The 8,901-nt window shown below is 62.6% G+C and carries 10 protein-coding genes; 9 read left to right on the top strand and 1 reads right to left on the bottom strand.

Annotation, left to right across the window (positions count from 1 at the left end; translation table 11 throughout):
• A partial coding sequence (locus E8A46_RS05550) for an NYN domain-containing protein (RefSeq protein WP_291558507.1) occupies positions 1-126 on the bottom strand: 126 nt, incomplete at its 3' end.
• 351 nt (positions 127-477) lie between these two features.
• Between E8A46_RS05550 and rpoZ the strand changes: the two genes are divergently transcribed.
• From rpoZ to recO, 9 genes are all read left to right on the top strand, one after another.
• Positions 478-870 carry a DNA-directed RNA polymerase subunit omega gene (gene rpoZ, locus E8A46_RS05555; protein ID WP_079603537.1) on the top strand — a complete coding sequence of 131 codons (393 nt, stop codon included), beginning with the start codon at positions 478-480 and terminating at the stop codon, positions 868-870.
• A gap of 310 nt (positions 871-1,180) precedes the next feature.
• Positions 1,181-3,487: a bifunctional (p)ppGpp synthetase/guanosine-3',5'-bis(diphosphate) 3'-pyrophosphohydrolase gene (locus E8A46_RS05560; RefSeq protein ID WP_291558490.1), complete on the top strand. Its 2,307-nt coding sequence runs from the start codon at positions 1,181-1,183 to the stop codon at positions 3,485-3,487.
• A 29-nt stretch (positions 3,488-3,516) separates the two neighbouring features.
• A complete protein-coding gene (locus tag E8A46_RS05565) occupies positions 3,517-4,299 on the top strand; it encodes a pyridoxine 5'-phosphate synthase (protein ID WP_291558492.1) in 783 nt (260 codons plus the stop codon).
• Positions 4,296-4,715: a holo-ACP synthase gene (gene acpS, locus E8A46_RS05570; RefSeq protein ID WP_291558494.1), complete on the top strand. Its 420-nt coding sequence runs from the start codon at positions 4,296-4,298 to the stop codon at positions 4,713-4,715. The genes E8A46_RS05565 and acpS overlap by 4 nt, the downstream gene beginning before the upstream one ends.
• Positions 4,716-4,994: 279 nt before the next feature.
• Positions 4,995-5,753, top strand: a complete 759-nt coding sequence (lepB, locus tag E8A46_RS05575; RefSeq protein WP_291558497.1) for a signal peptidase I — start codon at positions 4,995-4,997, stop codon at positions 5,751-5,753.
• Positions 5,750-6,568 carry a ribonuclease III gene (gene rnc / locus E8A46_RS05580; protein ID WP_291558499.1) on the top strand — a complete coding sequence of 273 codons (819 nt, stop codon included), beginning with the start codon at positions 5,750-5,752 and terminating at the stop codon, positions 6,566-6,568. The genes lepB and rnc overlap by 4 nt, the downstream gene beginning before the upstream one ends.
• Positions 6,558-7,487 carry a GTPase Era gene (gene era, locus E8A46_RS05585; protein ID WP_291558501.1) on the top strand — a complete coding sequence of 310 codons (930 nt, stop codon included), beginning with the start codon at positions 6,558-6,560 and terminating at the stop codon, positions 7,485-7,487. The genes rnc and era overlap by 11 nt, the downstream gene beginning before the upstream one ends.
• Before the next feature lie 44 nt (positions 7,488-7,531).
• Complete coding sequence (locus E8A46_RS05590) at positions 7,532-7,912, top strand: hypothetical protein (RefSeq protein ID WP_291558503.1); 381 nt, start codon at positions 7,532-7,534, stop codon at positions 7,910-7,912.
• 143 nt (positions 7,913-8,055) lie between these two features.
• Positions 8,056-8,811: a DNA repair protein RecO gene (recO, locus tag E8A46_RS05595; protein WP_291558505.1), complete on the top strand. Its 756-nt coding sequence runs from the start codon at positions 8,056-8,058 to the stop codon at positions 8,809-8,811.
• Positions 8,812-8,901: the final 90 nt, after the last annotated feature.

Below are 8,901 nucleotides of genomic sequence, written 5' to 3' on the forward strand. Positions count from 1 at the left end.
GGTTCCGCGGCTCTGGAATTCCTTGAGAAGTCGCTTGTAATCGATGTCGAAGCCGAGGGTCTTGGCGGTTGCGTAGAGGTTGGCGCCATCGATAAAGAGGGCGATCTTATTGGAAGCAGGGGACATTCCGTGTTCTCACGTGGTTGATACCGGTAAACTTTTTGGCGCAGTGGCGGTTCTGCGCATTCACAAGGACGATAGCGCCAAAGCCTGGCGGAACCGGTTGGACAGGCGCCGCCGCAATTGAAGAAAGGTCTGGGTAATCGAAAGTGGATTTTGACGACGCAATGAAGCGTTTTCTTGTCCGCCCAGCCGTTTGTGACGGCTCAAAACGCTCCGCTTCTAGGCCCCTACGATTGGTTAGCAGAGCAAATTGCGGAGGCCAAATCACAATTTTGTCTTGCAGAAAGGCCTCCGCCCCTATAACTACCCGTGAATAATCAACATATTCCGTCCCATTTAACGGAGCGACAGTCGATGGCGCGCGTCACCGTAGAAGATTGCATTGATAAGGTCGACAACCGGTTCGACCTGGTTCTGCTGGCGGCACACCGCGCCCGCATGATCTCGTCCGGCTCGCAACTCACGATTGACCGCGACAATGACAAAAACCCCGTGGTATCGCTGCGCGAAATCGCGGACTCGACGATTTCCCCCGAGGATTTGCGCGAGGAACTGGTTCATTCGTTGCAGAAATTCGTCGAAGTCGACGAACCGGAGCCCGATACGGTGCCCTTGATCGGGTCGGCCGGTGCCAGCGTCGATGCCGATGATACCGAGGTCGCCGTCGAACGCATGACCGAGGAAGAGCTTTTGAAGGGTCTCGAAGGCCTGGCGCCCCCGGAAGAGCAGCCCGAGGAGGACGAGTAGGTCGTCCACGTTGCATCCCAGGGGTTAGCGAACCTGCCATCCCGTTTACCAAAGGCCCGAACATTGGTTCGGGCCTTTGCGTTTATTGGCCCTTTCATGGTTACCATCTGCCGGGGTGCGGCCGAATTCTTTCGAGGGCTGTCCTCGAATTGATCGGAGGAGCGGCGGTTTCGCGCTAGACTGCACGTTACAGCCCGAAATCGAGGGTTTTCCGCGGGTCCCGGAAGGGTGCCGCTCCGCCCGAGATCGCACTAGATTATGTTGGACGGCGGCCCGCGTCCGCGGTCCCGCGCATGAAGGCATTGATTCGATGGCGTATTGGCGCCGCAGCCCGGAACAAATGCAGGCCGCGACCGAATCGGTCGCCGTGGCCTCGCCGTCATCTGGGCCGACCCCGGTGGAGGCCAGACCGGCCAAGACGCCGCGCCCGCGCATGATGCGGCAATATGATCTGGTCGAACGGGTCCGCTCCTATAATCCCGACACCAACGAAGATCTGCTCAACCGCGCCTATGTCTACGCCATGAAGGCGCACGGTTCGCAAACCCGCGCCTCCGGCGACCCCTATTTTTCCCACCCGCTGGAGGTCGCCGCGATCCTGACCGGCCTCAAGCTTGACGATGCGACTATCGTCGCAGCGCTGCTGCACGACACCATCGAGGACACCGAGGCTACCCGCGCCGAAATCGACCAGATCTTCGGACAAGAGATCGGTGCGCTGGTCGAGGGCCTCACCAAGCTGAAGCGGCTGGAACTGGTGTCGCGCGAGGCCAAACAGGCCGAAAACCTGCGCAAGCTGCTGCTGGCGATCGCCGACGATGTCCGCGTTCTCCTGATTAAACTCGCCGATCGCCTGCATAACATGCGCACGCTCGAATTCGTGCCGCCCACGGCGCGGCGGCGGATTGCCGAGGAGACGCTCGACATTTATGCGCCTCTCGCCGGCCGCATGGGCATGCAGGAGATGCGGGAAGAGCTCGAGGATCTTTCGTTCCGTACGCTCGATCCGGAAGCCTACGCGGTCGTGATGCAACGGCTGGATTCGCTGGCCGATCGCAACCGCAACCTGATCGGCGAGATCGAAACCCAGCTTTCCAAGAATCTTCAGAAAAACGGCCTGACGGCGCATGTCTATGGCCGACGCAAGCAGCCGTTTTCGATCTGGACCAAAATGGAGCGCAAGTCGGTCGGCTTCGAGCAATTATCCGATATTTTCGGATTCCGCGTCGTGATGAAGGACCTCGAATCCTGCTACCGCGCGCTTGGCGTGGTGCACACGACATGGCCGGTGGTGCCGGGCCGGTTCAAGGATTACATCTCGACGCCGAAGCAGAACGATTATCGGTCGATTCATACCACCGTGATCGGCCCCGGCAAACAGCGCGTCGAATTGCAGATTCGCACCGAGGAAATGGACCAGATCGCGGAGCTCGGCATCGCCGCGCACGCCTTCTACAAGGACGGCGTCGGTTCACCGACCGAACTCTTGAAGCGCGAATCCAACGCCTTTGCCTGGCTTCGCCACACCATCGGGATCCTCTCGGAAAGCTCCAACCCGGAGGAATTTCTCGAGCATACCAAGCTCGAGCTGTTTCACGACCAGGTGTTCTGCTTCACGCCGAAGGGAAAGCTGATCGCGCTGCCGCGACAGGCCAATGTGATCGACTTCGCCTACGCCGTGCATACCGACGTCGGCAACAGCGCAGTCGGGTGCAAGATCAACGGCAAGTTCGCGCCGCTGTCGTCCGAGCTGCAGAACGGCGACGAAGTCGAGGTGCTGACCTCCGAAGCGCAGGCGTCGCCGCCGTCGGCGTGGGAATCGCTGGCCGTCACCGGCAAGGCGCGGGCGGCGATCCGGCGCGCCACGCGCACGGCGGTGCGCGATCAATATGCCGGCCTCGGCCGCCGCATCGTGGAGCGGCTGTTCGCGCGCGCCAAAATCGAATACGCCGACGACAAATTGAAGGGTGCGCTGCCGCGGCTGGCACGCGCCTCGATCGATGACGTGATGGCGGCGGTCGGACGCAGCGAGATGAAGGCCTCCGACGTCGCGCGCGCGATGTATCCCGATTACAAGGAAGAGCGGGTCGCGCGATATGGCGCGAAGAAGGGCCTCGCAGCCAAGCTGAAATTGAAATCGCCGACCGACCCCGCGCGCAGCCCGTCGGCGATCCCGATTCGCGGCATCAATTCGGATTTGCCCGTCAAGTTCGCGCCGAACGGCGGTGCGGTGCCGGGCGACCGCATTGTCGGGATCGTATCTCCGGGCGAGGGCATCACGATCTATCCGATCCAGTCGCCGGCGCTGAAGGATTTCGAGGAGGAGCCGGAACGCTGGCTCGACGTGCGCTGGGACGTCGACGACTCAACGCCGCAGCGCTTTCCGGCCCGGATCCTGGTCGACAATGTCAACGAGCCCGGCAGCCTCGCCCAGGTCGCCACCGTGATCGCCGAGCACGACGGCAATATCGACAATATCAGCATGTCCCGCCGCTCTCCCGACTTCACTGAGCTCACCATCGATCTTGAGGTCTATGACCTGAAGCATCTCAGCGCTATTATAGCCCAGTTGCGCGCCAAGGCCGTCGTCGCACGGGTGGAGCGCGTCAACGGGTAGTTTCACCTCTGGTTTTCCCGCGAGTTCTCATGCCCCATCCTCCGCTGCGTCTCGGAGTCAATGTCGATCACGTCGCAACCCTGCGCAATGCGCGAACCGGGCGCAATCCCGATCCGGTGCGCGCCGCGCTGGTCGCGATCGAGGCGGGCGCCGACGGCATTACCGCGCACTTGCGCGAGGACCGCCGCCACATCCGCGACCAGGATATGGCGCGGCTGAAGGCCGAAATCTCAAAGCCGCTTAATTTCGAGATGGCGGCGACCGAGGAAATGCTCCACATCGCGCTTGCGACCAAACCCCATGCGGTCTGCCTCGTACCGGAGCGCCGGGAGGAACTCACGACCGAGGGCGGTCTCGATGCGGTCGGACAGCACAACGCGCTTGCGCCATTCATCAGCCGGTTGAGCGATGCCGGTGTGCGGGTGTCGCTGTTTATCGCCGCCGATCCCGCCCAGATCGAGATGTCCGCGAAGCTTCGCGCGCCGGTGATCGAAATCCATACCGGCGCCTGGTGCGACGCCGTGGTTGACGGCCAGGCGGCCAGGGCGGAATCCGAATGGCAACGCATCGTTGCGGGCGCGCGGCTGGCGCGGTCGGCCGGCCTCGAGGTTCACGCCGGTCATGGCCTCGATTATGTGACCGCGGAAAAGATCGCTTCCCTGCCTGAGATCGCCGAGCTCAATATCGGCTACTACTTGATCGGCGAGGCGCTGTTCACGGGCCTTGGCGAGACGGTTCGCGCGATGCGGGCTGCGATGGATCGCGGCCGCAACAGCCCGGGGAACCCCGCGAGACAGGCGAGCCGGGCATGATCATCGGCATCGGTTCCGACCTGATCGATATCCGCCGCATCGCCAAGGTCATTGAGCGTCACGGCGACCGCTTTCTCGATCGCATTTTTACCGACGCCGAACGTGCCAGGGCCGGACGCCGCGCCAAAAACGAGCAGATGGTGGTGGCGACCTACGCCAAGCGGTTCGCCGCCAAGGAGGCCTGTTCCAAGGCGCTTGGCACCGGTATCCGGCGCGGCGTCTGGTGGCGGGACATGGGGGTGGTGAACCTGCCGGGTGGCCGCCCGACCATGCAACTGACCGGTGGGGCGCTGGCGCAGCTGGAAGCGCTGACGCCGCTGGGTTATGAGGCGAGGATCGACCTCAGCATTACCGATGACTGGCCGTTGGCACAGGCTTTCGTCATCATTTCGGCGGTCGCCCCCGAAAAACCATGAGCGACCGGGGCGGTCGCCCTCCGGCGTGTCCAGCAAAACTAAAATATCATATTTCTCAGCGTCTTATGAAGTTTTGATGGGACCGTTGATTGCGCGGTTGCGAACAACCGTCTAAAATGCCGCAGGGTATATCGAAGCAGGGCGAATTCGGGCACGCGCCGGAACCAGCTCGCAACATCAGAAGCAAGACCATTTTCGTGACGTGGAGCGAACGACGATTCGCGTGAGGAAAATAGTCTGCCACCGCGCGGGAAATCGCGACGGGGAAGTGGGAAAGCGATGAGCGTGACATCCGGCACGAAATCCGAAAGCGGCTTGGGCGAAACCATCCGCGTCGTCATCCATGCGCTCTTGATCGCTCTGGTGATCCGCACCTTTCTGTTCCAGCCCTTCAACATCCCATCGGGGTCGATGAAGGCGACGCTGCTGGTCGGCGACTACCTTTTCGTCTCGAAATATTCCTATGGCTATAGCCATTACTCCTTTCCCTTGTCGCCGCCGCTGTTTTCCGGCCGCATCTTCGGCTCCGAGCCGGCGCGGGGCGATATCGTCGTGTTCCGCCTGCCGAAGGATGACTCCACCGATTACATCAAGCGCGTGATCGGGTTGCCCGGCGATCGCATCCAGATGAAGGAGGGGCTGCTCCATATCAACGACGTTCCGGTGAAGCGTGAGCGGCTGAGCGATTTCATCGGCGAGGACCCTTGCGGGTCGGACGCGACCGCGCGGGTGAAACGCTGGAAGGAGACGCTGCCGAACGGCGTCAGCTATGAATCGCTGGATTGCGTCGACAACGGTTTCTACGACAACACCATCGTCTACACCGTGCCGCCGGACCACTTCTTCATGATGGGCGACAACCGCGACAATTCGACCGACAGCCGGGTGTTGTCGGCGGTGGGTTACGTGCCGTTTGAGAATATCGTCGGCCGTGCCCAGATGATTTTCTTCTCGATTGCCGAGGGCGAACATGCCTGGATGTTCTGGCGCTGGCCCACCGCGGTGCGTTGGAATCGCATTTTTTCAATTGTGCGATGAACGACGACGCGCCTGATCTGCAGACCTCATCGTCATCAGGCGAGGCAAGCCTTCAGCCTGACGCCGGCCGCGAACCCGCGGCCGCGAAGAAAAAGCGTTCCAAGATCAGCGCCAAGGCCGCCACCGCGGCGCTCGAAGCGCGCATCGGGCACAAATTTGCCGATGCCACCCTGCTGGCCACGGCATTCACGCATGTTTCCGCGCTGAAATCCTCGCGCAAGCGCGGCGACAGTTACCAGCGTCTGGAATTCCTCGGCGACCACGTTCTGGGGCTGATTGTCTCCGACATGCTGTATCGGGCATTTCCCAATGCCGACGAAGGCGAACTGTCGAAGCGGCTCGCCGATCTCGTGCGCAAGGAGAGCTGCGCGGATGTGGCCAAGTCGCTCGGGCTCGTCGATGACATCAAGCTCGGCGCGGTCGGGGCGGGGGCGGGCGCCCGGCTGCGCAAATCCGTGCTCGGCGACATCTGCGAGGCGGTGATCGGCGCGGTGTTTCTCGACGGCGGCTACGATGCCGCGGCGGGGTTCGTCGAACGCAACTGGACCGAGCGGATGCACAAGCCGCGGCGGCCGCTGCGCGATCCCAAGACGGTGTTGCAGGAATGGGCGCAGGGCAAGGGCCTGCCGACACCGGTCTATCGCGAGATCGAGCGCACCGGACCGCATCACGATCCGCAGTTCCGGGTTGCCGTGGAACTGCCGGGGCTGGCGCCGGCCGAAGGTGTCGGCGGCAGCAAGCGCGCCGCCGAGAAGGTCGCAGCCTCGGTGATGATCGCGCGGGAAGGCGTCGGCGGCGGCAGCAATGACGGATAACATTCCAGGCGAAGCGACGGGGCCCGCCATGCGCTGCGGCTTTGTCGCGCTGATCGGCGCCCCCAATGTCGGCAAGTCCACGCTGGTCAACGCGCTGGTCGGCTCCAAGGTCACGATCGTCTCGCGCAAGGTGCAGACCACTCGCGCCCTGATCCGCGGCATCGTGATCGAGAACAACGCGCAGATCATCCTGGTCGACACGCCCGGAATCTTCCTGCCGAAACGAAGACTCGACCGTGCCATGGTGTCCACCGCATGGAGCGGAGCCCACGACGCCGATCTGGTCTGCGTGCTGCTCGACGCCCGCGAAGGCATCGATGAGGAAGCGGAGGCGATTCTCACCAAACTGGCGACCGTTCGTCACGCCAAGATTCTGGTGCTGAACAAGATCGATCTGGTTCCGCGCGAAAAACTGCTCGCGCTGGCCAAGGCCGCCAATGACCGTCTGGGTTTCGAAAAGACCTTTATGGTGTCGGCGCTGTCGGGTGATGGCGTCGACGATCTGCGCCACACGCTGGCCGAGATGGTGCCGCCCGGACCGTTTCACTATCCCGAGGACCAGATGTCGGACGCGCCGATGCGGCATCTGGCGGCCGAGATCACCCGGGAAAAGATCTTCCGCCAGCTGCACCAGGAATTGCCCTATCAGTCCACCGTCGAGACCGACTCGTGGACCGAGCGCAAGGACAAATCGATCCGCATCGAGCAGACGATTTTTGTCGAGCGCGAAAGCCAGCGCAAGATCGTGCTCGGCAAGGGCGGCGCCACCATCAAGTCGATCGGCGCGGACTCGCGCAAGGAGATCGCCGAGATCGTCGGTGTTCCCGTGCACCTGTTTTTGTTCGTGAAGGTGCGCGAGAACTGGGGCGAGGATCCCGACCGCTACCGCGAAATGGGACTCGAGTTCCCCAAAGAATAATCAGGCAATAATCAAAGAATAATAACGGAATGGCCGGCGTTGCGATGAACATACCCCGAAACGTGATGTGGTTCGAAGTGCTGCTGTACATGTCGCTGGTGCTCGACGCGCTGTCGATCGCCTTTCAGGACCGGACGCCGAGCGGCGACACCACAGAAGCGGTGATCATGGTGGCGAACGTGCTGGCGGCGTGCCTGATCCTAGCGATGTGCTACTTCGTCTGGCTTGCCGCGCAGCGGCGAAAGAACTGGCCGCGCTGGGTACTGGTCGCCTCGCTGGTGCTGTCGGTGATCTCGCTGTTCCAGATCGTCGGCGAGGACGGACTGCACGTGGACAGCGTCATCGAGGTCGTGTCCTGCGTACTGACAGCGGCCGGGCTGTATTTTTCCTTTACCGGTGACGCGCAGGGCTGGTTCAACGGCTGAGAGTTTCATGCCGTCATTCCGGGGCGCGTCGAAGACGCGAGCCCGGAATCTCGAGATTCCGGGTTCGCTCGCTATGCTCGCGCCCCGGAATGACGACGGTTGAATAGCTGCGCCCCTTACCGGAATCCTGTAAGCTCCCGTCCATGGAATGGACCGACGAAGGCATCGTGCTGGGGGTGCGGCGGCATGGCGAATCCTCCGCCATCGTCGAGCTCCTGACGCGCGGCCACGGCCGTCACCTCGGCTTGGTGCGCGGCGGCGCGGGCAAGCGGATGCGCCCCTTGCTGCAGCCGGGCAACAATGTCACTGCGGTGTGGCGGGCGCGGCTCGACGAGCATCTCGGCTATTACGTGGTCGAGGGGACGCGCCTGCGCGCGGCCACCGTGCTGGCGTCTTCGCACGCGGTCTATGGCGTGACGCATCTGGCCTCGCTGGCGCGGCTGTTGCCCGAGCGCGATCCGCATCAGGATATTTACGAGATGCTGGAGCGCATCCTGAACGATTTCGACGACATCGGCGGAGCCGCGGCACATCTGATCAGATTCGAACTCGCCATGCTCGCCGAACTCGGATTCGGGCTCGCTCTGGATAGCTGCGCCGCGACCGGGGCCACCGCCGACCTGATCTATGTCTCGCCGAAATCCGGCGGCGCGGTATCGCGGGCTGCCGGCGACCCCTGGCGCGACCGGCTGTTGCGGCTTCCGGCGTTCCTGCGTCAGGGCGAGGGGGGGGCGAACGGTTGGTCGGACCAGGACCTGCAGGACGGCTTCCGGCTTACGGGGTTGTTCCTGCTACGCCATGTGCTGGAACCGCGCGGGCAGGGCCATTCCGACGCCCGCGAAGGCTTTATCAACGCGGTAGCGAAACCGCGGACGCGGGTGGTGGAGGGTCTAGACTAGTAACTGTTTTCGAAACCTTCTGCTGCGAACGTGCAAGAAAGGGATGCCCGCCTGCATTCAGTCCGTCTCGCTCAACCGCTTGTAGCGGAA

This window comes from Bradyrhizobium sp., from assembly GCF_004799445.1.
Lineage (GTDB): Bacteria > Pseudomonadota > Alphaproteobacteria > Rhizobiales > Xanthobacteraceae > Bradyrhizobium.

Bases quoted from the DNA above. Each gene is read 5' to 3' on its own strand.
- rpoZ (WP_079603537.1), top strand. From the start codon at position 478: ATGGCGCGCGTCACCGTAGAAGATTGCATTGATAAGGTCGACAACCGG.
- lepB (WP_291558497.1), top strand. From the start codon at position 4,995: ATGAGCGTGACATCCGGCACGAAATCCGAAAGCGGCTTGGGCGAAACC.
- E8A46_RS05565 (WP_291558492.1), top strand. From the start codon at position 3,517: ATGCCCCATCCTCCGCTGCGTCTCGGAGTCAATGTCGATCACGTCGCA.
- E8A46_RS05590 (WP_291558503.1), top strand. From the start codon at position 7,532: ATGAACATACCCCGAAACGTGATGTGGTTCGAAGTGCTGCTGTACATG.
- acpS (WP_291558494.1), top strand. From the start codon at position 4,296: ATGATCATCGGCATCGGTTCCGACCTGATCGATATCCGCCGCATCGCC.
- era (WP_291558501.1), top strand. From the start codon at position 6,558: ATGACGGATAACATTCCAGGCGAAGCGACGGGGCCCGCCATGCGCTGC.
- recO (WP_291558505.1), top strand. From the start codon at position 8,056: ATGGAATGGACCGACGAAGGCATCGTGCTGGGGGTGCGGCGGCATGGC.
- rnc (WP_291558499.1), top strand. From the start codon at position 5,750: ATGAACGACGACGCGCCTGATCTGCAGACCTCATCGTCATCAGGCGAG.
- E8A46_RS05560 (WP_291558490.1), top strand. From the start codon at position 1,181: ATGGCGTATTGGCGCCGCAGCCCGGAACAAATGCAGGCCGCGACCGAA.